This is a genomic window from Haloarcula argentinensis DSM 12282 (assembly GCA_000336895.1).
GTDB classification, from domain to species: Archaea; Halobacteriota; Halobacteria; order Halobacteriales; family Haloarculaceae; genus Haloarcula; species Haloarcula argentinensis.
The window spans coordinates 142,753-165,010 of sequence record AOLX01000026.1; the positions used below are offsets into that span (position 1 = coordinate 142,753).

A 22,258-nucleotide genomic window follows, 5' to 3' on the forward strand; every position below is an offset into this window, starting at 1 on the left:
TAGTCTGTATGCCCTCCCCTTTCGATAACCCAGCCATTCGCTACGGTCTCCCACTGGTCAGCGCCTCGGTCGTCGCGGCTGTCGCGTTCCTCTTCCTTGAGGGAACAGTACGGTATGTTGCACTCGGTATCGCTGTCCTCGAAGTTGTGGTCGCCCCACAGATTCTGAAGCAGGCGGCGGCAAACGCATAGTCAGGGGCAAGTCGGCCCTCCGCCGTTGTGCCAGTCCGGTGTGCAGCCCTGTGGCTGTCCACCTCTGGCACTCTACGCTTGGCAAAATTGAATCACTGCGAGACAGGGCGAGGGCTTCCCCGGGGTCAGACCCTCGCTTTCTACGGAGAGAGTCGCTGTCGGTCCTGCGGGACTCACTACGCTCGTCCCGCTGGCTCTCAGGTCTTCGCCGCTCGCGGGTCGTTCCTCCCCGCTCGCGTTACCGAGGTTCTTCCCTGCGGTCAAAACCTCGCTTCCTACGGGCTCAGACGGTGACGATCTCGCGGGAACACTGTCACTTCGCTTCGCTCGTGACAAGTTCCCGTTCGGCAGTCGCGTCGTCGCCTATGGCGACAGACGCTGCCGGTCTCGAACCGCTGCGAGACAGTGCGACTCTACGGAGAGAGTCGCTGTCTGTCTCGCGGGAACACTGTGAGACTCGCTCCGCTCGCCTCACAAGCTCCCGCTCGACATGGACAGCGCTGTCTCAGGGAGACAAGCGCTGCCGGTCTCGCGGGAACAGCACCGCTTCCCGGATGTTCTCTAGCCCGAGCATCGTCATGATGAGGCGCTCGCCGCCGAGGCCCCAGCCGGCGTGTGGCGGCATACCGTACTTGAACATCTTGGTGTAGTACTCGAAGGCTTCCGGGTCCAGCCCTTGCTGTTCGAATCCTTCGACGAGGTGGTCGAAGCGGTGCTCACGCTGGCCACCAGAGACCAGTTCCATCGACGGGTGCATCATGTCGAAGCCGGTCGAGATCTCCTCGTCGTCGTCGTGGTCCTTGATGTAGAACGGCTTGATCTCGCTGGGCCAGTCGGTGATGAAGTAGTGCTCGCCGACCTCCTGACCGAGGACGTGCTCGGCCTCCGTCGAGAGGTCGTCGCCCCACACCAGCGGCTCGTCGAGTTCGCCGGTGGCGTTGATTTTGTCGAGCGCTTCCTCGTAGGTGAGCCGTGGGAAGTCACCTTCGGGGGCCGCGAACTCGTCTTCGAGGCCGAGCGCTTCCAGTTCGTCCTGACAGTTCTCGGCGACGCCCTCGTAGGCGGACTGGACGACGTGTTCACAGGCGTCCATCGCCTCGGTGTGGTCGTAGAAGGCCGACTCGAAGTCGATGGAGGTCGCCTCGTTGAGGTGCCGCGGCGTGTTGTGCTCCTCGGCGCGGAAGATCGGACCGATTTCGAAGACGCGTTCGAGGCCGGAGCCGACCATCAGCTGCTTGAACAGCTGCGGGCTCTGGTTCATGAACGCTTCTTGGCCGAAGTACGTGATCGGGAACAGTTCGGTGCCGCCTTCGGTCCCCGTGGCGACGATCTTCGGTGTGTTGATCTCCGTGCAGTTGAGGTCGCGGAACGCCTCGCGGACCGACCGCAGGACCTCAGCACGGATCTCGAAGATGGCCTTCACTTCGTCCTTGCGGAGGTCGAGCGTCCGGTTGTCGAGGCGGGTCGGCAGTTCGGCGTCGACCTTGCCCGACGGGTCGAGTGGCAGTTCGGGGTCGGCTTCCGAAATCACGTCGACGGACTCCGGCGTGACCTCGACACCGGTCGGCGCGCGTGGCTCCTCTTCGATGTCGCCGGTCACCGAGATGACCGACTCGCGCTGGACGTTCAGCCCCGTTTCCACGAGGTCGTCGTCCATCTCGTCTTTCTCGAACTTGACCTGTATCTTTCCGGTGGTGTCTCGAAGGATGAGGAAGGCAATACCACCGAGGTCTCGGATCTCGTGGACCCAGCCGGCGACGGTGACCGTGTCACCCGGCGCTGCGTCCGCCGTGTAGGTTCGGTTTTCCATGGCTGTTCGTTCTTGTGGCCGTAACTTAAGAACAGTCTTTCGAGGCGAGGGAAGGTTGCTCGCAGACCACGGTTGGTTTTAAAAAGGACATAGTACCGCTCAGGTCCGACCGAAGCGATAGCCCGTTTTCGTTTAAACATAGCAGCAGTTGATAGTGTGTTTTATATAATACACTTTCAAACCCGACCATATGGCCCTCCCCCGATGGTTCCCTGTTGCACGGAAAGAGGCAACCACGTTACTCAAATCCAAAGGCACCTGGATACTTGCACCCCTGCTCGTCGTCTGGGGATACGGTCCCACTTACATCAGTTGGGATACCCTTGGCCCGGACGTTACGGTCGGGTTCGTGCAGGTAGCCGGGTCGCTCCTCCTCCCGCTCTGTGTACTGTTACTGACGTATCGGTCGATTATCCAGGAGCGCACGTCGGGCAGTCTGAAATTCCTGCTGGGGCTGCCACTCACGCGGACTGAGATCCTCATCGGCAAAGTCTTCGGTCGGAGCGTCGGCGCTGTGGTACCATTTGCCGTTTCAACAGTTGTTCTCGGCGTGATTGGCGGTTTCAAGTTCGGGTTATTCTCCCCGTTACGTTTCATCGGCGTGTTTCTGGTGACGGTGCTGTACATCGCTGTGCTCGTGTCGGTCGCAACAGCGGCATCGGCGGTGACGACCAGCACAGTCCGCGTGACCGCTGTGGTCTTCGGCGGTTTCTTTCTGCTGCTGACACTGGGGTGGAAAATTGTCGGTGTCCGTCTCTACTCGGCTGTGACCGGTAACCCAGTCAATCCGCTTGATCCGCCGGCTGACGGCCTGTTGTTCGCTATCCTTCGGTTGTCGCCGGGTCGAGCGTACCGAACTGTCACGAACTGGATACTCGGACTGGCGAACTCCGGTGGCCAGTACACGTCAGTCGCCACGGTACTGTATCCCGGGCACTCGGTCAACGAGTACGTCGTCGACGCAGCGTTCAGTGGACAGCCAGTCCCAGCCTATCTCCACGAATCGATCGCTCTCGTCGTATTGCTTCTCTGGGGAGTCGTCCCGCTAGCACTGGCCAGCTATCGATTCAATCGAGGTGACCTCGCATGACGCCACCGGCAATCGAGACTGATGGGCTTTCGAAACAGTACGGCGACGTTGTTGCGCTCGATGAACTGAACATGACTGTTGCACAGGGCGAGGTGTACGGCTTCCTCGGCCCGAACGGCGCCGGCAAGTCGACCACGATCAACCTGCTGATGGACTACATCAAACCAACGTCGGGGACAGCGCGCGTTCTCGGCCACGACCCGTGGAACGATGTCGTTGCCTGTCATCAGCGCGTTGGTATCTGCCCCGACCGTTTCGAGACCTACGAGTCGCTGTCGGCGCGGCGGCATCTCGAACTGGTGATTGATACGAAGCGTGCGGACGACGATCCACGGGCACTGCTTGAACGCGTCGGACTGGCCGACGCCATCGAAAGGCCCGCCGGCGAGTTCTCACAGGGGATGGAACAGCGGTTGGCACTTGCGATGAGTCTCGTCGGGGAGCCGGACCTCCTGATTCTCGACGAGCCGTTCACCGGGCTTGACCCCCACGGTGTCGCGCTGGTGCGAGATGTTGTGGAAGCGGAGTCCGAACGCGGTGCGACGGTGTTCTTCTCCAGTCACGTTCTCGGGCAAGTCGATCTAGTCTGTGACCGCGTCGGGATTCTCTATGAGGGGGATCTCATTGCCGAAGGGACCCTGCCGGCGCTCCGAGACACCTGTGACCTTTCGTCTGACGCGACAGTCGAGGATATCTTCATGAGACTGACTGACGGCTCCGCACACGCCGGGGAGGTGGACGCGTGAATCGCCGCCAATATCTGGCCGTGTCGACGGCGGCACTGTCCGGGCTCGCCGGCTGTTTGGGTGAGCCCGAGTACACTATCTCCAGCGTGGAAACCGGAGATGATTCGCACCCGCTCGCGCTCGACGTGACAGCAGTCGACCGAAACATAGCGATCGAAAGCCCCGGGCAACTGGACATAACGCTTCGGAACACTGGGACACAGGACGTTATCATCAAGAACACCGGCGTCTGGCCACTTGGGGTGTTAGGACTGGATTCTGGAGGAGAGTCGGTGTCTGCTGACATTCTACTGCTGGCTGACGAGTATGCGGAGGCAGATACCGTCGAGGTACGGCCAAACGGGGCGAGTAAAGATAATGCCCCACTCACCGGAACACTGGCAGCTGCTGAATCTATTCAGCGGCAGTATGAAATCGACGGGCGGCGGGTGTCATCTGCTGGCGCGTACACGCTACAGGGCTACTTTGACGAAGTTCCGCTCTCCTACCGCACAGGCCAGAACGCGGACTGGGTCGCATATCACCCGTCAGTGACCGTGACACTCACCGAACAGTCGATGCTTCCCTGAGACACAGCGGCGTCTGTACCTCGAACCCGCGTAGCGAGTCCGTATGCTACTGTTGAGGCACAGGTGAGTGTCGAAAACGGCCGGACAAAACCACAGCATCCGGGCCAATATCCTGAACCTTTGTACTGGTAGCCATCAAAACAGCCGCCATGGCCGACGCGGAGTACCCTATCGACGACCTAGACCGGAACATCATCTACGCGCTCCAGCAGGATGCGAGACACACGTCAGCGAGTGAAATAGCCGAATCGCTTGACGTCTCCGCACGAACCGTTCGGAATCGCATCACGAAGCTCGAAGACGCCGGCGTCATCGCCGGCTACGATGTCGATGTCGATTACGAGGCCGCGGGGTATCAGCTCCATACGCTCATCGTCTGTACAGCACCAATCCACGAGCGCGAGGAGGTCGCACAGCAGGCACTCGACGTGTCTGGTGTCGTCGCCATCCGGGAGGTCATGACTGGGGCCGACAACGTCCACGTCGAGGTGGTTGGAACCGACGGAAACGACCTGAGCCGTATCGGCAGGGACCTCAACGACATCGGACTGGAGGTCGTCGACGAGGACCTCATCCGGAACGAGTACACCCGGCCGTTCCACCAGTTCGGGCACGACGATGCTGAGAGTGCGTCTAAATAGTATAAACTTCCGAAAGGTGCTTATATAATCATAATAGTCCGGAATCGGAACTCTAACCTAGATATTTATCGCCTTCCGGAATCAATAGGTACGTACCGGCCGGCTCGATCCGGCTCTACGAACCCAATGATATCCCTTACCGGACTCCGCGAACGTGTGGACGACGACATCGACCCCCCGTCGGTACTGGTCATCAGCGACCGGCACGTCGGGTCTGAGGTAGTAGCGACGTTAGATCGAGGCACCGATGCCTGTCTCGTCACCGACCACGACGGTGTTGCCGGGCAAACGCCCGACGACACCCGCGTGGTAGTCGGTGACGAGCGGGAGTGTGCTGTTCTCCGGGACGCTGGGGCCCAAACGACCGATATCGCACTGGTCTCGATGCAGACGGACCGCGGGGCGTTCCTCGTGACACAACTGCTTCGGACGCAGTTCGATGTTGAAACCGTGGTCGTCGTGCTCAACGACCCGCAGCATCGACCGGCGTTCGAGTCAGTCGGCTCTGAGGTGGTCTGTGGCTCGCAGATCCTGGCGACCGAACTGGAACGCACTGTGGAAACGACGCTCCAGACGCACGAAACTGCGTAATAATGGCCAAGGATCTGGAACGCGACCTCGGACTGCTGTCAGTGGTAGCGATATCAATCGGCGCAATGGTCGGCAGCGGCATCTTCATTTTGCCGGCACTGGCGGTGAAAGACGCCGGGGCCGGCATCATCGCCGCCTACCTGCTCGCGGGCGTGCTCGTGCTCCCTGCCGCACTCAGCAAGGCCGAGATGGCGACAGCAATGCCCGAGGCTGGCGGCACGTACGTCTACATCGAGCGGTCGATGGGGCCGCTGCTGGGCACAGTTTCGGGACTCGGAACGTGGTTCTCCCTCTCGTTCAAGGGCGCGCTCGCGCTCGTCGGTGGCGTGCCGTACCTCGTCCTTCTGTTCGACCTGCCGATCCGTCCGGTCGCGATCACGCTTGCCGTCGTTCTCGTCCTCGTCAACATCCTCGGGGCGGAACAGACCGGCCGACTCCAGATTGGCATCGTCGCGGTGATGCTCGTGGCGATCGGCTGGTTTGTCGCCGGCGGCGGCCCGGCAGTCAATACCGCGACGTACGGCGGGATGTGGGACTACGGTGTCGAAGGGATCTTCGCCGCGACCGGCCTCGTGTTCGTCTCCTTCGCTGGCGTGACAAAGATCGCCTCCATCGCCGAGGAGGTCGAAGATCCGGACCGTGTCATCCCGCTGGGGATGCTCGGGTCGCTCGCCTTCACCACGCTGCTGTACGTGCTCGTTGTTGCCGTCGTCGTCGGCGTCATCCCGCTCGATCAGCTCGCCGGGAGCACGACCCCGATTGCGGACGCGGCAGAGGCGACGCTTGGCACCGCCGGTGTCGCAGCCGTCGTCCTTGCGGCGATTCTGGCGCTGGTCAGTACGGCCAACGCCGGTATCCTTTCCTCGTCGCGCTACCCGTTCGCCATGAGCCGCGACGGCCTCGCGCCCGGTCTGTTCAGTACGGTCAGCGACCGATTTGGCACGCCGGTGACCGCTATCACGCTGACCGGCGGCGTGATGTTGCTGCTCATCCTCTTCGTTCCGATTCTGGAGATCGCGAAGCTCGCGAGCGCGTTCAAAATCCTCGTGTTCGCGCTCATCAACGTCGCGCTCATCGGCTTCCGCGAGAGCGACGCCCCCGACTACGACCCCTCCTTCGAGGTGCCGCTGTACCCGTGGACGCCGATATTCGGTACCCTGACCGGCTTCGCCCTGCTGACGCAGATGGGCCTGATTGCGATCGTCGGGGCCGTCGGCATCGTCGTCGGCAGCGTCATCTGGTATCTGGGCTACGTCCGACCGCGAGTCACCAGAGAGGGCGCGATCAAGGAATCCGTCCGCCGGAGCATCGGCGACCGCGCGCTCGACCGGACTGAGGAAACGCTCGATGAGACGGCGGAGACCTCCGTCCTCGTCGCGCTTCCCGAAGGTGCTTCGCGGCAGAGCGAAGCGACACTGCTTGAACTCGGGGCTGCGCTTTCACCCACCGGCAGCGGTCTCTCCGTCGTCCAGTTCGACGAAGTGCCCGACCAGCAGCCCCTCGATTACGCCTCCGGCGTGCAGTCTCCGGGCGACCTCGAATTCGAGTGTCGGACCGATACGCTGGCGGCTACACTCGATACCCCTGTCGAATACGGCGAACTCGTCAGCCACCACCCCGAGCGGGCTGTCGCCAATACTGTCAAAGAGCGGGATGTCGACGTGCTTCTGGTGGAACGTGGCGCGTCGTTCGAGGATTCGCTGTTGGGCGACAGTATCGACCGCATCCGCAAGCAGACCGACTGCGACACCATCGCCGTGGACGCACAACCGCTCGACGCGCTAGACACGATCACGCTGCTTACCACCCGCGGCCCGTACGATCCACTGAAAGTCCGGGTCGGTAACGCTGTCGCGACAGCGGCCGAGGCCAACCTCCAGTTCCGCTATCCGCTCGACGAGCGCCAGTCGGCCGAGGAACGCCAGCAACTCGAAGCGTACCACGACGACCTGCTGGACCTCTGTGATGTCCCGACGGAGCGAAGATTTGTCGACCGAAGCGACCTTTCAGATGCGATAGACGAGGCTGACAGTGACAGGACGCTGCTCGTACACGCGAACAATGGTGGGCTTTCAGCCCGCGCGTCAAACGACAGCGGAACCGCGGAGCCAGCAATCCAGGACAGCGATCACGCGTCAATGGAAGTGGATACGAAACGCCATCCCGGCGGCGTCGTCGGTCGGCTGCTCGAACGGCTGGCGTTCTAGCTACCGGACTGTCGCCGTCGCGTCCTTCGCGCCTTTCACCGTCTCCCGCACCGCGTCGACGCCTTCGTCGTGGACGAGGTCGCCGACAACGATGGTATCGGCGTGCTGTGCCATCGTGCGGGCGGACTCGTAGTCGTGGATTCCGCCGCCATAGAACAGCGTCGCGTCGTCGAGAATATCTGCGGCGGCGGCGACGATGTCGGTGTCGCCGAGCATCCCCGAGTACTCCACGTAGACGATTTCCTGCCCGAGGAGGTGTTCGGCGGCTTCGGCGTAGGCGGCCACGTCGGCCGCGTCGAGGTCGCAGTTGGCCTGTGTGTAGGACGCCACCGACGCCTCCGGGTTCATGACGATGTAGGCTTCGGTGAAGGTCCGCGACCAGTCGATATCGTCGTCGATGCGTATCCACTCCTTGTGCGCACCGGTGATCCAGGCCACGTCGCCGGCATTCATCACGACCGGAATGAGATACCCGTCGTGACGGTCGCTGTGGACGACTGACGCGGGGTTGGACGGCTCGATATACACGGGGATATCGTGTTTCCCGCAGGCATCGACGACCCGCTTCATCTTCTCCTCTGTCATTCCGGTGGTCCCGCCGACTTCGATGGCGTCGGTCCCTGTCGCCGCGACATCTTCGAACGTCTCTCCGTCGACCAGCGTCTTGTCGGGGTCTATCTTCACGATATGGTCCCAGTCCGCCCAGTCGCTCATACCTGCCAGACTTGCGCGTGGCCGTATAACCGCTTCGGATACACCCATCACAGTGGGTCACGCTGACAGCCCTGTACGGACAACCCGACCGGTGTCGGCTCCGGATATATACGTCTCCGAAGATTTATGACGGTTATGTTACAATCGTCAGACAATGACCGCGGACAAGCGTCGGTACGTCGTCGCTGCTATCCGGGCCGCGCTCGTTCTCACGGGCGCTGTCGTGACGGTGGCAGTGCTGTACTCGTTTTCGACGATGTCGACAGCGTCACCGTCCGACAATGGCTTCGTCCGTGGGCTCTCGTATCTGTTCGGTAGCGTTTTCTTTATTCTGGCGCTGGGCGGTGCCGGACTCGGTCTCGCCTTACCATCGCTGTTGGGGGCTGAGGACGCGCTGGCGTTCGACCGCTGGCAACGCCGCTGTCTCCAGGGCGCTGGCGGCCTTTTCGTCGGTGGGTTCGTCATCGGACTGGTGGTAGGACTACTCACCGAGTTGCAGTTCGGTCTCTTTCTCTGGCTCGTCGCTATCGTCGTTGCCGTGCTCGTCGTCAGTTGCGTCTTGATCTGGCGACTGTTCGAGGTGTTCGTTACCGCACTGGTGCGCCTCATCGCCGCGGAGACCGGCGAGTGACGTTCGCGGTCGCTGTTCGATGCGCCACACGATAACGCTGATACCGAGGGCAGCCCAATACGCCGCCGTGCAGCGACTTACGACAGTCGAGACAATACACGAGGACGGGTCGTGGCTGTTCACCGCCGAAGACCCATACGGCGATCTTGAGGAGGTCGTTCTCGTCCCCTGCGAGGACGGCGTTGAAGCGTGGGTGAACCGGTGTACGCACGAGGCTCAACGGTTCGACACCGGGCGGGGCGTCCCGATGCGCGGCGGCCAGCTCATCTGCCCCCGACACGGCTCGCTGTTCGACGCCTGTGACGGCGGCTGCGACAACGGCGACGCCGCTGGGACGACGCTCCCCGGCGTCGAAATTTCGGCGACCCACGGCGACGTGTTCCTCACGGACGACGACTATACGTTCGCCCACGAGGGCGGCATCGATGACGACGACGGTCCGAGTTCGACATCCCACCTCCAGTTGTGACCGACGGCAACAGCATTGACCGGGACCGACTGCGAGCGGGCGTCGTCGAATGTCCGCTCTGTGAGCGCCAGATTCCCGAGCCAGTAACGCATGCGGTCGTCTACGGTGCCGTCGACACAGTCACAGCCGACAACGCGGACGCCGTCGAGTGTCCGGTCTGTGACGGCGTGACGTTCGTCGCCGACTGACCGGCGGCCCCCTCAGGCTTCGAGTTCGTCCTGCCAGTCCCGGACCTGCGTGGCGCTGACGCCCTGTACCTCGGTCGCGACGATGTCGGGGTCGGCCTCCCGGAGCGCCGTCAGCGAGTCGACGCCAGCGTCGCCGAGCTTTTCGGCGGTCGCCGAGCCGATGCCGCTCAGATCTTCCAGGTCCTCGACGGCGGTCCGGGCCTGGTACTCTTCGTAGTTGCAGATCGGACACCCCAGCTCCCACGGGTCGTCGCTGTCGGCATCGATGACCAGCTCCGGCAGGTCGTGCTCCTCGCAGAACGCCTCGGTCACCGAGATGTCGCCGTTGCGGGGCAGCGGCAGCGAGTAGTCACAGTCGGGGTAGCGCGTACAGCCGACAAGCCGGGAGCCCGAGCGGAGGTGTTTGATGGCGAGTTCCCCGTCGTGTTCGGAGCCGCATTCAGGACACGGCCCGATGACCTCGTCCTCGCTCTCGTCGGCCTTCTCGGCCTCACAGCGGGGACAGCCGTGGACGAACGTGTCCCGGCCGGCGAGCATCTTCACGTGGTGCATGTCGTGCTCCTCACAGTGCTCTTCGAGCACTTGCGGCTCGCCCGTCGAGGGCAGCGGGAGCGTATTGCGACACTCGGGGAAGCCGTCACAGCCGACGAAGTACGACCCCTGGCGCGAGCGCCGAACCAGCATGTCCTCGCCGCACTTGGGACAGGGGCCGAGGGTCTTGTCTGCCTTCAGGGACTCCTGGAGGTGTTCGCCGATTTCCTCGCGAGAGTCCCGCAGTTCCTCGAACACCCGCTTGAGCATTTCGCGGGACTCGTCGGCCACGTCGTCGAGCGTCGCCTCGCCGTTAGCGATAGCGGTCATGTCAGCCTCTAGCTGGGCGGTCATCTCGTCGCTGACGACGTGGTCGGCGAACTCCTCGGCGGCTTCGACGACGGCCATCGCCAGCGTCGTCGGGCGGGGCGGGTCCCCCTCGATGTAGCCGCGGTCGTACAGTTTCTCGATGGAGTTGTGTCGGGTCGACTTCGTCCCCAGCCCTTTGTCTTCCATCGTTTGGATGAGCCGCGACTGGCCGTAGCGGCGGGGTGGCTGGGTCTGCTTGGCCTCCATCCGCACCTCTGAGATAGCCAGTTCCTCGCCCTCCTCGACGTCGGGGACGTGGTTCTCGCTAGCGCTGGAGTAGGGGTACACCTCGTGGTAGCCCGGTTCGACCAGGCGCTTGCCGTTGGCCTTCAGCGAGCGGCCACCAGCATCGGCAACGACGCGGAGGTGTTCCCACGTGGCGGCCTCGGCGACCGTCGCGAAGAAGCGCCGGACGACCAGTTCGTAGATCTCCCACTCGTCGTCCGAGAGGTCGACCTTCGGCGGAATCTCGCCCGTCGGGTGGATGGGTGGGTGGTCGGTCGTCTCCTCGTCGCCCTCGGTGGCGGTGATATCGTCCTGCTCCAGCAGGGTCTCGGCGTCCTCGCCGAAGTGTCCGGCTCCGACGAACTCATCGAGCAGGGCGTCCTCTTCGAGGTCGTCCGGGTAGACCGTGTTGTCCGTTCGCGGGTAGGTGATGTAACCGGTGGTGTACAGCTCTTCGGCGATCGACATCGCCTGCTGGGCGGAGTAGCCCAGCGAACTCGCGGCAGAGATGAAGGCAGTGGTGTTGAACGGCGTCGGCGGGCTGTCGGTGCGGGTCCGGCGGCGGACGCTCGTCACCGTCGCCGCATCGACGCCCGTCAAATCAGCGTAGGCATCGTCGGCGTCGTCCTCGACCCAGACCCGCTCGGCCTCTTTGCCGTCGTCGTCGTAGAAGTACTGGGCCTCGAAGCCCGAGCCGTTCTTCTGGAGATCGGCGAAGATTTCCCAGTAGTCCTCGGGGTCGAAGGCCTGAATCTCACGCTCGCGGTCGACGATGAGCTTCAGCGTCGGCGACTGAACCCGACCCACAGAGATGAAGTCGTCACCCAGTTGTCGGGCCGACAGCGAGAGGAAGCGAGTGAGTGCTGCGCCCCACACGAGGTCGATAATCTGGCGGGCTTCGCCCGCGGCCGCCAGGTCGAAGTCGATGTCGTCAGGGTTGGCGAAGGCGTCTCGGACCTCTCGCTCGGTGATCGAGGAGAAGCGGACCCGGTCGACGGGCACGTCGGTCTCCTCGCGGATGAGTTCGTAGGCCTCCTTGCCGATGAGTTCCCCCTCGCGGTCGTAGTCTGTCGCGATGGTAGCCTCGTCGGCCTCGCGTGCCAGTTGCTTGAGCGTGGTGACGATGTTCTCCTGCGTCGGTTCCTTCGTCACGTCGGCGTCGATGAGTTCGACCGGCTCCACGTCGCGCCAGTCGTTGTACTCCTCGGGGAAGTCGACGCCGACAACGTGCCCGGAGAGGCCGACGACGCGAGTGTTCCCCCACCGATAGACGTTGACGCCGTTTTGCCTGCTCGCGGACGCGCTCCCCTCGGAGAGGATCTCCGCGATGCGGCGGGCGGCGTTGTCTTTCTCGGTGATAATCAGCCGCATCAGACACCACCTGTCTCTATCATTACCCGTCGCTACGGAGTCAGTTATTCTAAAGACTTTCGGGAAAATCAGGCGACAGCTCGGGTGTGCGGGCGCTTGCGGGGCCGCTCGCGCTCGCGCGGAGGTAGCCTCCATTACCACTTCGGCAGCGGTCCCGCGCTCCCGCTGGACATGCCGGTACGTATCACTTCGATGCACTCTTGCCACTGCCACTCCGACTGCCAGTATGGATCGCCGGACGACCAAACTCCTCCGCGGAACCGCCGCCACACTCGTCTTCGCGACGGCGGCGTTTCACCTCTGGTGGGGGCTCCCGCGAAGCATCATCTACGCGCAGGCGATCGAGGGGCTCTTCGGACGGGGGCTCCCGCCGGACCCCCGACCGTTCCTGTTTGTCGCCTTCGCCGCGGTGTTACTCGCCGGCCCGTATCTCATCACCCGGGGAGTCATCGGCCTGCGGAACGCCTATATTGCCGGGACGCTCCTCATGATCGCGTCCATCGCCGGCTGGGTGTTCTGGCACGCTACCGGGCACGGCGCCTTCCTCGTCGAGGGGTTCTCCGCACCGTCGTCCGGTAGCGGCGGACACCACGGCGGGAGTACCGCGATGCTGATACTAGACCATTTCAACACTGAACCGACCGAATCAGCTATCAAGACCCTCGAAGCACTCGCCGCTGCGATCTTCGTCACGCTGCTGTGGAAGGACCCCGCGATCATCCCGGGCGAGCGGCGCGAGAGCGTCGAATCGAGCACGTCGAGCGAATCGTAGTACGCGGCGCAGCGTAGCGGATACTGGGACGGGCTCTCAAGCGAAACGCACCTGTACGATTCAGGACCGACTCGGCAAGGAAACGGCGGTATCGTGGCATTTATCATCAATAGTATGTCTTTTGTTACAGGATGGAAACCTCTATCCCGGACGTGATATGGGACCCAGGGATGGACCGGGTATTCGAGGCGTTGTTTACCCGCCGTCGCCGAATGATTCTGTTCATGCTGAAACAGGATAGTCCACGGCCGATTGTCGACTTTCTGCCAAGAAGTGTCGGGGCGCAGAGTACTGAAACTGAACTCCGCCACGATGACTTACCCCGTCTGGCCAGTTTAGCGTACATCAACTGGAACCGGGCAGCCGACGAGGTATCACGGGGCCAGCGATTCGACGAAATAGAACCGATACTCGAACTGCTTGCGAACCACGCTGATGAACTGCCAGACAACTGGCCACAGCAGTGACTGCGACAATGCAGACTCACCACCGCACCGCTCAGGCCGAGTAGAACGCTGTCTTAACTCTCCAACTCCTCGCGAAGCAGCCCGTTCACGTCCCCGGGATCGGCGCTCCCGCCGGTCTTTTGCATGACCTGCCCGACAAGGAAGTTGATTGCACCGTCCTCGCCGTTGTGGTAATCCTCGACGGCGTCGGGGTTCTCATCGATAGCGTCCACGACAGCCTGCTGGACCTCGTCGCCGGAGGTCTTGCCCAGCCCTTCGCGGTCGACGACGGTGTCGGGGTCGTCGCCCGTATCAAGCATCTCCCGGAGCACGGTCTCATGGGCGTTTTTGGCCGTTATCTCGTCCTCGGCGACGAGTTCCACGAGCCGGGTCACCTCGTCGAAGCGGTCGTCGATGTCAGTGATGGCCATGTCCCGGTAGTTCAGTTCGCCCAGCAGGTTGTCCGCGACCCACGTCGCAGCTAGGTTGGCATCGAAGCGCTCGGCCACGTCCTCGAAGAAGTCCGCGACCTGTTTCGTGCTCGTGAGTTTCGATGCGGCTTCCTCGCTAAGACCGTACTCCGTGACGAACCGCTCGCGGCGGGCGTCGGGGAGTTCCGGAATCGGCACTTCGTCCTTCCAGTGACTGACTCGCAGCGGCGGCAGGTCGGCCTCCCGGAAGTAGCGGTAGTCCTTCTCCTCTTCTTTCGAGCGCATCGACACCGTGTTGCCGTGCGTCTCGTTGAAGTGGCGAGTCTCCTGCTCGACGGCACGTCCCGACTGGATGAGCTTTCGCTGGCGGGAGGCCTCGAACGAGAGCGCCTGTTCCGCGCCCTTGTGACTGGAGATGTTCTTGACCTCGGTGCGGTTGGCATCTTCAAGGACGGACTCGTCGATGTCGCCGGCGTCGTCCACCTCGCCCGCGTCGACCATCGAGAGGTTCGCGTCGATGCGGAGGCTGCCGTCCCGCGTCGCGTCGAACACGCCCAGGTATTCGAGGACCTCTTCGAGCTTTTCGAGGAACGACCGGACCTCGCCCGGCGCGCGGAAGTCCGGTTCCGTGACGATCTCCATGAGCGGCGTCCCGGCGCGGTTGTAGTCGATGAGCGTGTAGTCCGCGCGCTCGATAGAGCAGGTGCGGGACTCCAGCGGGCCCGAGCCCTCGCGGACGTGTTTGATAGAGCCGGGGTCCTCTTCGAGGTGCGCCCGGCGGATGTCGACGCTGCGACGCTCACCCTCGACGGAAAATTCGAGTTTCCCGTCCTGACAGATCGGCGAGTCGTACTGCGTTATCTGGAAGTTCTTCGGGAGGTCGGGGTAGTAGTAGTTCTTCCGGTGGAAGGTCGTCTCCTCCGGGATGTCGGCATCGATAGCCTTGCCGACCTTCACGGCGGCCTCGACCGCACCCTCGTTGACCACCGGAAGCGCACCGGGAAGGCCCAGACACACCGGGCAGGTGTGGGTGTTGGGTTCGGCATCGGCCACGTCGGTCGAACAGCCACAGAATATCTTCGTCTCCGTCTCAAGCTGGACGTGGACCTCCAGCCCGATGACGGCCGCGAGTTCGCGGGCTTCGGACGCTTGCGCAGTCATTGTCCGGGGTTCGGTGGCGCGTGGCTAAAGGCTAACGACCCCATCCGCAACGACTCGCTCTGTATTCACCCGCGATAACGGCCCGCCACTTTCAAGACGGAGAACCAAATGTGTGACAGTGTGACGATATCGGCGTTCATCGATACGGTTCCGCTAGCTCGGCGGACGCTGACGGTGTTTAACGACGATGAACCCGAGCCGCTAGTGCGGATGCTCAAGCGGATGGTGGACTCACCGGCCGTCGATGTCCGGGCTGGCGAGATGTCGCCAGAATCCCCCGAAAACGCCGTCGTCAAGGACGCCGACGGCACGGAGCTGGCCGTCTCGTCGATCAGTGCGGTCGGCGCGTGCGTGTTGCTCGTCAACTCCGACCTGTATGTCACGGGAACGCGGTCTCTGGACGAGGTCGACACGCCGGCGGCGCTGTTGCACCTCGACGAGGCCCCCTTTACTGTCACGGGCAAGCGGAAGATGCTGCTCATCGAACTCTCGCAGTACATCGAGTCGCTTGGGTGGCAATCCGACGATAACACGCTCCACGCGGGGTTTCAGTACCTCTCTCGGATCGACGACGAGCGCGGGACCCGACGCGTGTACGAGCGACTGGCCGGCAGCGATACCGACCTACACCTGTACGGCCTTCCGGACCGTGTCCCCGAACTATCCGAGGACCCTTCTATCCATACCGAATCCTGTGACGAACTACGAGAATCCTGGTTTGTCGTCAACACCGACTGTACCGCCGATATGAAGGGGTACTCCTCGCCGATCGGACCGGACCGAGCCAGTGGCGTGGCTACTGGTCGTTCGACACCAACCACGTCGACGAGATCTCGGCGTGCCTCCAGAACCGTTACTCAACGTGACGCGGACGTACGGTCCGTGCCCTGTGTCTTCTGACAACTCTGTACGATGTATCAGTCGGACTGCCAATGTCTGACGTAGGTATAAGTGTCCACAATGGCTGGGTTACGGATATGTGCGGCAACCGAGTCGAGGAACTCGAAACGCGCGTCAGAGAACTGGAAGCGTCGGTCGAGGGACTGACCGATGAACTCGTCGAATGTAAGGTCCGTATCCGGGAACTCGAAGCCAGCGTCGATGAGGACAACGGATTCAGCGCTGACGAGCCCGACTCGGAGGAATCGGCCGCCACCCCGACGGAGGCCGACACACCTAACACCGAGGATACCGACGAGGTTGATAACAGGGAGGAAGCCGAGGCCGCGTCGGAGACCGAGACCGAAGAGGACTCGGAGTCCGACATAATCGTCGCGTAGGGCTGTCGGCCACACCACCGCATGCATATCAAAGAGCTCGTCCTCGACAATTTCAAGAGCTTCGGACGCAAGACCCGAATCCCGTTCTACGAAGATTTCACTACTATCAGCGGCCCGAACGGCTCGGGTAAGTCCAACATCATCGACGCGATTCTGTTTGCACTCGGACTCGCTCGTACCTCGGGCATCCGCGCCGAGAAACTCACCGACCTCATCTACAACCCCGGTCACGCGGACGAAGACGCCGAGTACGACGGCGAACGGCAAGCCAGTGTCGAGGTAATTCTGGCAAACGACGACCGGACGCTGTCACGCTCACAGGTCGTCAACGCCGCCGGAACCGAAGATGTGGGTGACGTGGACGAGATCGCGATCAAGCGCCGCGTCAAAGAGACCGAGGACAACTACTACTCGTACTACTACATCAACGGTCGCTCGGTCAATCTCTCGGACATTCAGGACTTGCTCGCGCAGGCGGGCGTGACGCCGGAGGGGTACAACGTCGTCATGCAGGGCGACGTGACCGAGATCATCAACATGACCGCCGGCTCCCGTCGGGAGATTATCGACGAGATCGCCGGCGTCGCCCAGTTCGACGCGAAGAAGGCCGACGCCTTCGACGAGCTGGAAGTCGTTCAGGAGCGCATCGACGAGGCCGAACTTCGCATCGAGGAGAAGCAGGAGCGACTCGACCAACTCGAAGACGAGCGAGAGACGGCGCTCAAATATCAAGACCTCCGTGACGAGAAAGAGGAATACGAAGGCTACCGCAAAGCCGCCGAACTCGAAGACAAGCGAGAGGAACTGGCGGCTGTCGAAGAAACCATCGCCGCGCTCGAAAGCGAACTCACCGAACTCCAGACAGAACTCGACGAGCGCCAGGGTGCGGTCATCCGGCTGGAAGACGAACTCCACGAACTCAATCAGGAAATCGAACGCAAGGGAGAGGACGAACAGCTCGCCATCAAACGCGAGATCGAGGAGATCAAAGGCGACATCTCCCGGCTCGAGGACAAGATAGAGTCCGCCGAGGAAACGGTCGAAGCCGCCGAAAACGAGCGTCGACAGGCGTTCGTCCAGATCGACCGCAAGCAAGAGACCATCGACGACCTCGACAGCGATATCCGCGAGACGAAAGTCGCCAAATCCAACGTCAAGGCCGATATCGCAGAGAAAGAATCCGAACTCGCGGAGGTCCAGCAACGAATCGACGAGGTCGGCGAGGAGTTCCAGGAGGTCAAGGACGAGCTAGAGGAGAAACGCTCGCGGCTTGAGACGCTCAAAAGCGAAAAGAACGACCTCCAGCGCGAGCAGGACCGCCTGCTCGATGAAGCCCGTCGGCGCTCGAACGCCGAGGACGAGAAGCGCGAGGCTATCGAGGCGGCCGAAGCCGAAATTCCCGACCTCGAAGCAGACATCAAAGATCTGGAGACAGAGCTGGAGAAGGCAACGCAAAACAAGGCGACCATCGGTGAGGTCGTCGATGACCTCCGGGCCGAGAAGCGCGAACTCCAGTCGGATCTTGACGACCTCGAAGACGAGATCAGCGCGAAACAGCAGGAGTACGCCCAACTTGAGGCAAAGGCTGGCGAGGACGGTGACTCCTCGTACGGCCGGGCGGTGACGGCGATTCTCAACGCCGGCCAGGACGGCGTCCACGGCACCGTCGGTCAACTGGGCGGGGTCGACCCCGAGTACGCCACGGCTTGTGAAACGGCGGCCGGCGGGCGACTCGCCCACGTGGTTGTCGACGACGACAGCGTGGGCCAGCGCTGTATCGAGTACCTCAAATCCCGTAGCGCCGGCCGGGCGACGTTCCTCCCGATCACGCAGATGCAGAACCGCTCGCTGGGCTCACTGCCCAGCGCCGACGGCGTCATCGACTTCGCGTACAACCTCGTGGACTTCGACCGCGAGTACGCGGGTATCTTCTCCTACGTGCTCGGCGACACCGTCGTCGTCGACAGCATGGACACCGCCCGCGAGCTGATGGGCGACTACCGGATGGTCACGCTTGAGGGCGACCTCGTCGAGAAGTCCGGCGCAATGACCGGCGGCTCCTCCTCGGGCACGCGCTACTCCTTCTCGGGCGGCGCTGGCAAGCTCGAACGGGTCGCCACGCGCATCAACGAACTCGAAGACAAGCGCGCCGACGTGCGCGATGACCTCCGTGATGTCGAGGAGCGCCTTGACGACGCCCGCGACCGCGAGTCCGATGCGACCGAACAGGTCCGGGATATCGAGACGAGCATCGAGCGCAAGCAGACCGCTCTCGAAGACACCCGCGAGCGAATCGAGCAACTGGAAGCCGACCTCGAAGAGATCGCCGCCGAGCGCGAGGACGTGGCCGACCAGATGGACGAACTGGAGGCTGACATCGAATCGAAGACCGGGGAAATCGACGCGCTTCAGAGCGACATCGACGAACTGGAGGCCGAGGTCGAGGATTCGGAGCTGCCGGACCTGACCGACCAGCGCGAGTCTATCAAGGACGACATTGACGCGCTCGAAGACCGTCAGGGCGAACTCGACGCCGAGCTCAACGAATACCAGTTAGAGAAGCAGTACGCCGAGGAGGCAATCGAGGACCTCCACGACGACATCGAGGCCGCACAGAACCGCAAGGCTGAACACGAGGAGCGCATCGACGACCTCGAAGCGAAGGTCGCCGAAAAACAGTCGCTGAAAGCCGAGAAGGAGCAGGCTGTCGCCGATCTCGAAGAGGAACTGGCCGAACTCAAGTCCGAGCGCGAAGACCTGAAAGCTGACCTACAAGAGGCCAAGGAGGCCCGGGACGAGCAGCAGGCCGCCGTCTCCGAAATCGAGCGTGACCTCGAATCCGAGCAGGAAACGCAGGAACGGCTGGAGTGGGAGATCGACGAACTCGAAGCGCAGGTCGGCGACTACGACCCCGAAGACGTGCCCGACCACGAGACAGTCGAACAGGAGATCGACCGGCTAGAAACGGCGATGGAGAAACTGGAGCCGGTCAACATGCGGGCTATCGAGGAGTACGACCGCGTCAACGACGACCTGCAGGAACTCGAAGACAAGAAGGCGACGCTGGTCGAGGAGGCCGACGGCATCCGCGACCGCATCGACACCTACGAGGCACGCAAGAAGGAGACGTTCATGGAGTCGTTCACGGAGATCAACGACCAGTTCCAGAACATCTTCGAACGGCTCTCGAACGGCACCGGCCATCTCCACCTCGAAGACGAGGACGACCCCTTCGAAGGCGGACTGACGATGAAGGCCCAGCCGGGCGACAAGCCGATTCAGCGGCTGAACGCGATGTCGGGCGGCGAGAAGTCGTTGACGGCGTTGGCGTTCATCTTCGCCATCCAGCGGCACAACCCCGCGCCGTTCTACGCGCTCGACGAGGTCGACGCCTTCCTCGATGCGGCCAACGCCGATCTCGTCGGCGAACTGGTGGACGAACTCGCCGGTGACGCCCAGTTCGTCGTCGTCTCGCACCGCTCGGCCATGCTGGAGCGGTCCGAGCGCGCTATCGGCGTGATGATGCAGGGCGACAACGTGAGCGCCGTGACCGGGATCGACCTCAGCGGTGAGGGCGACGGTGATGAGGAGGTTCCGGCTGATGACTAGCGAGCCGCCACGCGGCTCGGAACAGTCGAGCGGCGACCGTGGGGAGCCGCGAGACGATGAAGAGACCGACGATCAGGCGGATGACATCCCGCTCAACATCACCGGGCACGAGGACCGCGAGCCGCCAGGTGGCTCGGACGACGCGGCGGCGCTGCTGGGCGACTCCCCCGACCCAGACGACGAGACAACTGCACAGGACAGCCCCGAAAGCGACCGGACGACCGACGAGGACGAGGACGAAGACGTCGAACCGGTCGAAGTGCTGGTCCAGCTCGCGGACGACGGCGAAATCGACCCGTGGGATATCGACGTGGTGCGGGTCACCGACAAGTTCCTCCAGCGTATCGACGACGCGGACCTGCGCACGTCGGGGCGGGCGCTGTTCTACGCGAGTGTCCTGATTCGGATGAAAAGCGACGCGATGCTCGGTGAGGGCGAGACAGAAGAGGAGCCGGCCGAGCCGTGGGAGCAGGCGATGCACGAGGACGCCCCCATCGAGGACCCGGACCCCTTCGCTGCGCTGGAGTCGGAGATGGACCGACGGCTCGAACGCCGCCGCGCCCGCGGGATGCCACAGACGCTCGACGAACTCGTCCGGGATCTCCGTGACGCCGAGCGCGAATCGTGGTGGAAGGAGTCCCGCGAGTACGACACCAGCGACTCTCCGAGTGGGTACGGCCGCGGGACACAGGAACTGGACTACCGCGGGGCCGACGATATGCGACTGGACGAGGAACCGTCCGCCGCCGATGTGACTGGGACCGCCCACGCCGAGAACATCGATGATATCATCGCTGACGTGCACGACGCCGTCCGCGAGCAGTACGACCAGGGTCGAGAGGAGGTACTGTACCGCGAGGTCGACACGGCCGGCGGGACCCGCGTCGAGACGTTCCTCGGATTGCTCTTTTTGGCGCACCGCGGTCAGGTTCGGCTCCAGCAGGACGACCTCTTCGGCGACCTCTGGATTCAGGACCCCAGTGCCGCGACCGGGTCGGACGAGGCCGTCGCGGACTGACCGGGCCAGTCGCCGACGGCTTTACTGTGTCCAGTGGGGCCAGCAAACAGGTTCAAACGGGTCGAACCCTAAACGTAAGTAATGGCGACCCAGTCCTCGCAGCCGGAGTTGCCGGACCCGGAAGCGCTGGCAGACACGTTTTACGTGTACGAAATCGACAGGACCGCCGAGGACGGCGTCCGGTACTACGGCGAGCCGATGACCGAGTCAGAACAGGTCATCCACCGAATCGCGCCGGCGTTCCGCCAGCGCGGGTATCGCGTCGCGCTCAAGCGGGAGATGGGCGAGTGGGTACTGATCGCGCGGGAGCGGTCGCTTGGTGTTGACGGTATCCCGTGGTTGAACGTCGGACTCGCGGTTCTGACGCTGTTGTCGACGCTGTACGCCGGGACCCGCTGGTATGGGCTGTCCGTTCTCGAAGACCCGACAGCGATGCTCACGGCGTGGCCCTTCGCCGCCGCCGCACTGGGAATCCTCGCCGTCCACGAATTCGGCCACTACGTCATGAGCCGCTACCACGAGGTGGAGGCGAGCCTGCCGTACTTCCTGCCGTTTCCGAACGTCCTCGGGACGCTGGGTGCGGTCATCAGCATGAACGACCACATCCCCGACCGCAAGGCGCTGTTCGACATCGGCGTCGCCGGACCGCTGGCGGGCCTCGTCGCGACTGTCGTCGTGACTGCCATCGGCGTGACGCTCCCGCCGGTAGAGGTGACCCGTGGTATCGTCACGAACATCGAACTCGGCTACCCGCTATTGTTGCAGGGTATCGCCGCAGTGATGGGTGAACCGCTGGAGTACGCGAACCCGCAACTCCTTCCGAACCCAGTCGTCATCGGCGGCTGGGTAGGAGCGTTCGTGACCTTCCTGAACCTCCTCCCGGTCGGCCAACTCGACGGCGCACACGTCGCCCGGTCGCTGTTTGGCGACCGCCTATCGCTGGTCCAGCTCGCCGTCCCGCTCGCCCTGTTCACGCTGGCTGGCTACCTCGTCGTTTTCGAGGACGGCCGCGCGGCCGGACTGTGGGCGTTCTGGGGGATTCTGGCGCTTGTGTTCGGACGGCTCGGCTCCGCGACACCGCTGGACGAGACGCCGCTGGGCCCGGGTCGCTGGGCTGTCGGCCTGCTTACGTTCGTCCTGGGGATGCTCTGTTTCGTCCCGGTGCCGCTCGTCATCACGATGTAGCGGCATTGCTCTC

Annotated in this window: 21 protein-coding genes; 17 read left to right on the forward strand and 4 right to left on the reverse strand. The window is 62.9% G+C overall.

Translation table 11 applies throughout. The features are described 5' to 3' along the window. Window positions 1–8 precede the first annotated feature (8 nt). On the forward strand, window positions 9–191 hold the full coding sequence (locus tag C443_RS17275) for a hypothetical protein (protein ID WP_005537984.1): 183 nt from the start codon (window positions 9–11) through the stop codon (window positions 189–191). 505 nt (window positions 192–696) lie between these two features. Here the strand turns inward: C443_RS17275 and aspS are convergent. Next, entirely contained in the window at window positions 697–2,001 is a 1,305-nt protein-coding gene (gene aspS / locus C443_RS17280) for an aspartate--tRNA(Asn) ligase (protein ID WP_005537985.1), read from the reverse strand. Window positions 2,002–2,191: 190 nt separating this feature from the next. On the opposite strand from aspS, the gene C443_RS17285 reads away from it, so the two are divergent. The 6 genes from C443_RS17285 (at window position 2,192) to C443_RS17310 (ending at window position 7,845) form a co-directional block, all read left to right on the forward strand. Continuing rightward, window positions 2,192–3,091, forward strand: coding sequence for an ABC transporter permease (locus C443_RS17285; RefSeq protein WP_049944119.1), 900 nt, complete (start codon window positions 2,192–2,194; stop codon window positions 3,089–3,091). Beyond that, a complete protein-coding gene (locus tag C443_RS17290; protein WP_005537988.1) occupies window positions 3,088–3,837 on the forward strand; it encodes an ABC transporter ATP-binding protein in 750 nt (249 codons plus the stop codon). Before C443_RS17285 ends, C443_RS17290 begins: the two co-directional genes overlap by 4 nt. After that, window positions 3,834–4,406, forward strand: a complete 573-nt coding sequence (locus C443_RS17295; RefSeq protein WP_005537990.1) for a hypothetical protein — start codon at window positions 3,834–3,836, stop codon at window positions 4,404–4,406. Before C443_RS17290 ends, C443_RS17295 begins: the two co-directional genes overlap by 4 nt. A 149-nt stretch (window positions 4,407–4,555) precedes the next feature. Continuing rightward, complete coding sequence (locus tag C443_RS17300; protein ID WP_005537991.1) at window positions 4,556–5,047, forward strand: Lrp/AsnC family transcriptional regulator; 492 nt, start codon at window positions 4,556–4,558, stop codon at window positions 5,045–5,047. A 126-nt stretch (window positions 5,048–5,173) separates the two neighbouring features. Further along, the gene (locus C443_RS17305; protein WP_005537992.1) at window positions 5,174–5,638 is read left to right on the forward strand and encodes an NAD-binding protein; all 465 of its coding nucleotides are present in this window, start codon (window positions 5,174–5,176) and stop codon (window positions 5,636–5,638) included. A 2-nt stretch (window positions 5,639–5,640) separates the two neighbouring features. Further along, window positions 5,641–7,845 carry an APC family permease gene (locus tag C443_RS17310; protein ID WP_005537994.1) on the forward strand — a complete coding sequence of 735 codons (2,205 nt, stop codon included), beginning with the start codon at window positions 5,641–5,643 and terminating at the stop codon, window positions 7,843–7,845. Here the strand turns inward: C443_RS17310 and C443_RS17315 are convergent, their stop codons facing one another. Further along, window positions 7,846–8,559 carry a phosphoglycerol geranylgeranyltransferase gene (locus tag C443_RS17315; protein WP_005537995.1) on the reverse strand — a complete coding sequence of 238 codons (714 nt, stop codon included), beginning with the start codon at window positions 8,557–8,559 and terminating at the stop codon, window positions 7,846–7,848. 154 nt (window positions 8,560–8,713) lie between these two features. On the opposite strand from C443_RS17315, the gene C443_RS17320 reads away from it, so the two are divergent. The 3 genes from C443_RS17320 (at window position 8,714) to C443_RS17330 (ending at window position 9,847) form a co-directional block, all read left to right on the forward strand. Further along, entirely contained in the window at window positions 8,714–9,190 is a 477-nt protein-coding gene (locus C443_RS17320) for a hypothetical protein (RefSeq protein WP_049944120.1), read from the forward strand. A gap of 67 nt (window positions 9,191–9,257) precedes the next feature. Then, on the forward strand, window positions 9,258–9,659 hold the full coding sequence (locus tag C443_RS17325; RefSeq protein WP_005537997.1) for a Rieske (2Fe-2S) protein: 402 nt from the start codon (window positions 9,258–9,260) through the stop codon (window positions 9,657–9,659). Then, window positions 9,656–9,847 carry a hypothetical protein gene (locus C443_RS17330; RefSeq protein ID WP_005537999.1) on the forward strand — a complete coding sequence of 64 codons (192 nt, stop codon included), beginning with the start codon at window positions 9,656–9,658 and terminating at the stop codon, window positions 9,845–9,847. Before C443_RS17325 ends, C443_RS17330 begins: the two co-directional genes overlap by 4 nt. Before the next feature lie 12 nt (window positions 9,848–9,859). Here the strand turns inward: C443_RS17330 and C443_RS17335 are convergent, their stop codons facing one another. Beyond that, a complete protein-coding gene (locus C443_RS17335) occupies window positions 9,860–12,343 on the reverse strand; it encodes a DNA topoisomerase I (protein WP_005538001.1) in 2,484 nt (827 codons plus the stop codon). 226 nt (window positions 12,344–12,569) lie between these two features. Between C443_RS17335 and C443_RS17340 the strand changes: the two genes are divergently transcribed. Together C443_RS17340 and C443_RS17345 are read left to right on the forward strand one after the other, a co-directional pair. Further along, window positions 12,570–13,115, forward strand: a complete 546-nt coding sequence (locus C443_RS17340) for a hypothetical protein (RefSeq protein ID WP_005538003.1) — start codon at window positions 12,570–12,572, stop codon at window positions 13,113–13,115. Between the two features lie 170 nt (window positions 13,116–13,285). Beyond that, entirely contained in the window at window positions 13,286–13,582 is a 297-nt protein-coding gene (locus C443_RS17345) for a hypothetical protein (protein WP_005538004.1), read from the forward strand. A 53-nt stretch (window positions 13,583–13,635) separates the two neighbouring features. On the opposite strand, the gene gatB is transcribed toward C443_RS17345, so the two are convergent. Continuing rightward, the gene (gene gatB, locus C443_RS17350; protein ID WP_005538005.1) at window positions 13,636–15,153 is read right to left on the reverse strand and encodes an Asp-tRNA(Asn)/Glu-tRNA(Gln) amidotransferase subunit GatB; all 1,518 of its coding nucleotides are present in this window, start codon (window positions 15,151–15,153) and stop codon (window positions 13,636–13,638) included. A gap of 108 nt (window positions 15,154–15,261) precedes the next feature. Here gatB and C443_RS17355 point away from each other — a divergent pair, with 108 nt between their 5' ends. The 5 genes from C443_RS17355 to C443_RS17375 all read left to right on the forward strand — a co-directional run bounded on the left by C443_RS17355 (window position 15,262) and on the right by C443_RS17375 (window position 22,245). Then, the gene (locus C443_RS17355) at window positions 15,262–16,053 is read left to right on the forward strand and encodes a hypothetical protein (RefSeq protein ID WP_005538007.1); all 792 of its coding nucleotides are present in this window, start codon (window positions 15,262–15,264) and stop codon (window positions 16,051–16,053) included. A 77-nt stretch (window positions 16,054–16,130) separates the two neighbouring features. Then, a complete protein-coding gene (locus C443_RS17360) occupies window positions 16,131–16,433 on the forward strand; it encodes a DUF7518 family protein (protein ID WP_005538008.1) in 303 nt (100 codons plus the stop codon). A gap of 21 nt (window positions 16,434–16,454) precedes the next feature. Next, window positions 16,455–20,042, forward strand: coding sequence for a chromosome segregation protein SMC (gene smc, locus C443_RS17365; protein WP_005538009.1), 3,588 nt, complete (start codon window positions 16,455–16,457; stop codon window positions 20,040–20,042). Beyond that, entirely contained in the window at window positions 20,035–21,060 is a 1,026-nt protein-coding gene (locus tag C443_RS17370) for a segregation/condensation protein A (protein ID WP_005538011.1), read from the forward strand. The genes smc and C443_RS17370 overlap by 8 nt, the downstream gene beginning before the upstream one ends. Window positions 21,061–21,141: 81 nt before the next feature. Next, a complete protein-coding gene (locus C443_RS17375; RefSeq protein WP_005538013.1) occupies window positions 21,142–22,245 on the forward strand; it encodes a site-2 protease family protein in 1,104 nt (367 codons plus the stop codon). Window positions 22,246–22,258 lie beyond the last annotated feature (13 nt).

What these genes read in the sequence shown, in the direction of transcription:
- C443_RS17375 (WP_005538013.1), top strand. Translation starts at nt 21,142, where the DNA reads ATGGCGACCCAGTCCTCGCAGCCGGAGTTGCCGGACCCGGAAGCGCTG.
- C443_RS17300 (WP_005537991.1), top strand. Translation starts at nt 4,556, where the DNA reads ATGGCCGACGCGGAGTACCCTATCGACGACCTAGACCGGAACATCATC.
- C443_RS17290 (WP_005537988.1), top strand. Translation starts at nt 3,088, where the DNA reads ATGACGCCACCGGCAATCGAGACTGATGGGCTTTCGAAACAGTACGGC.
- C443_RS17315 (WP_005537995.1), bottom strand. Translation starts at nt 8,559, where the DNA reads ATGAGCGACTGGGCGGACTGGGACCATATCGTGAAGATAGACCCCGAC.
- C443_RS17370 (WP_005538011.1), top strand. Translation starts at nt 20,035, where the DNA reads ATGACTAGCGAGCCGCCACGCGGCTCGGAACAGTCGAGCGGCGACCGT.
- C443_RS17320 (WP_049944120.1), top strand. Translation starts at nt 8,714, where the DNA reads ATGACCGCGGACAAGCGTCGGTACGTCGTCGCTGCTATCCGGGCCGCG.
- C443_RS17360 (WP_005538008.1), top strand. Translation starts at nt 16,131, where the DNA reads ATGTGCGGCAACCGAGTCGAGGAACTCGAAACGCGCGTCAGAGAACTG.
- smc (WP_005538009.1), top strand. Translation starts at nt 16,455, where the DNA reads ATGCATATCAAAGAGCTCGTCCTCGACAATTTCAAGAGCTTCGGACGC.
- C443_RS17275 (WP_005537984.1), top strand. Translation starts at nt 9, where the DNA reads ATGCCCTCCCCTTTCGATAACCCAGCCATTCGCTACGGTCTCCCACTG.
- C443_RS17310 (WP_005537994.1), top strand. Translation starts at nt 5,641, where the DNA reads ATGGCCAAGGATCTGGAACGCGACCTCGGACTGCTGTCAGTGGTAGCG.
- C443_RS17285 (WP_049944119.1), top strand. Translation starts at nt 2,192, where the DNA reads ATGGCCCTCCCCCGATGGTTCCCTGTTGCACGGAAAGAGGCAACCACG.
- gatB (WP_005538005.1), bottom strand. Translation starts at nt 15,153, where the DNA reads ATGACTGCGCAAGCGTCCGAAGCCCGCGAACTCGCGGCCGTCATCGGG.
- C443_RS17335 (WP_005538001.1), bottom strand. Translation starts at nt 12,343, where the DNA reads ATGCGGCTGATTATCACCGAGAAAGACAACGCCGCCCGCCGCATCGCG.
- C443_RS17345 (WP_005538004.1), top strand. Translation starts at nt 13,286, where the DNA reads ATGGACCGGGTATTCGAGGCGTTGTTTACCCGCCGTCGCCGAATGATT.
- C443_RS17340 (WP_005538003.1), top strand. Translation starts at nt 12,570, where the DNA reads ATGGATCGCCGGACGACCAAACTCCTCCGCGGAACCGCCGCCACACTC.
- aspS (WP_005537985.1), bottom strand. Translation starts at nt 2,001, where the DNA reads ATGGAAAACCGAACCTACACGGCGGACGCAGCGCCGGGTGACACGGTC.
- C443_RS17305 (WP_005537992.1), top strand. Translation starts at nt 5,174, where the DNA reads ATGATATCCCTTACCGGACTCCGCGAACGTGTGGACGACGACATCGAC.
- C443_RS17355 (WP_005538007.1), top strand. Translation starts at nt 15,262, where the DNA reads ATGTGTGACAGTGTGACGATATCGGCGTTCATCGATACGGTTCCGCTA.